At 67.1% G+C, this 246-nt stretch carries 1 protein-coding gene; it reads right to left on the bottom strand.

Annotated elements, in window-relative coordinates; translation table 11 throughout:
• On the bottom strand, positions 1 to 246 hold a 246-nt coding region (locus SB719_RS21930; protein WP_412160000.1), incomplete at both ends, for an AsmA-like C-terminal region-containing protein.

Genomic DNA, 246 nt, shown 5'->3' with positions numbered 1-246 from the left:
GACCTGGCAGGCCGGGTCCGGCATGGCACGCTGGTCGCCTTCGACGATTACGCCGATGTTGTAGTCCATGCCCAGCACGCGCAGGTCGAGGTCACCATGGCCGTTGACGGTCAGGCCCGGGATGCGCGCCTTGAGATCCGGGTTGCTGGCGACGCCATTGCGTACCACCAGGCTGCCGCGCAGTTCCTGGAACGGGGTGTCCTTGCCGCGTGGCTCGCTGCTCAGCGTCTTGCGATTGAGCGTGGC

The sequence above is a fragment of the Pantoea sp. SIMBA_079 genome, assembly GCF_046940275.1.
In the GTDB taxonomy this organism is placed as follows: domain Bacteria; phylum Pseudomonadota; class Gammaproteobacteria; order Enterobacterales; family Enterobacteriaceae; genus Pantoea; species Pantoea borealis.
The sequence above is the reverse complement of the archived record's forward strand: the minus strand, read 5'-3'. Positions and strand labels throughout refer to the sequence as shown.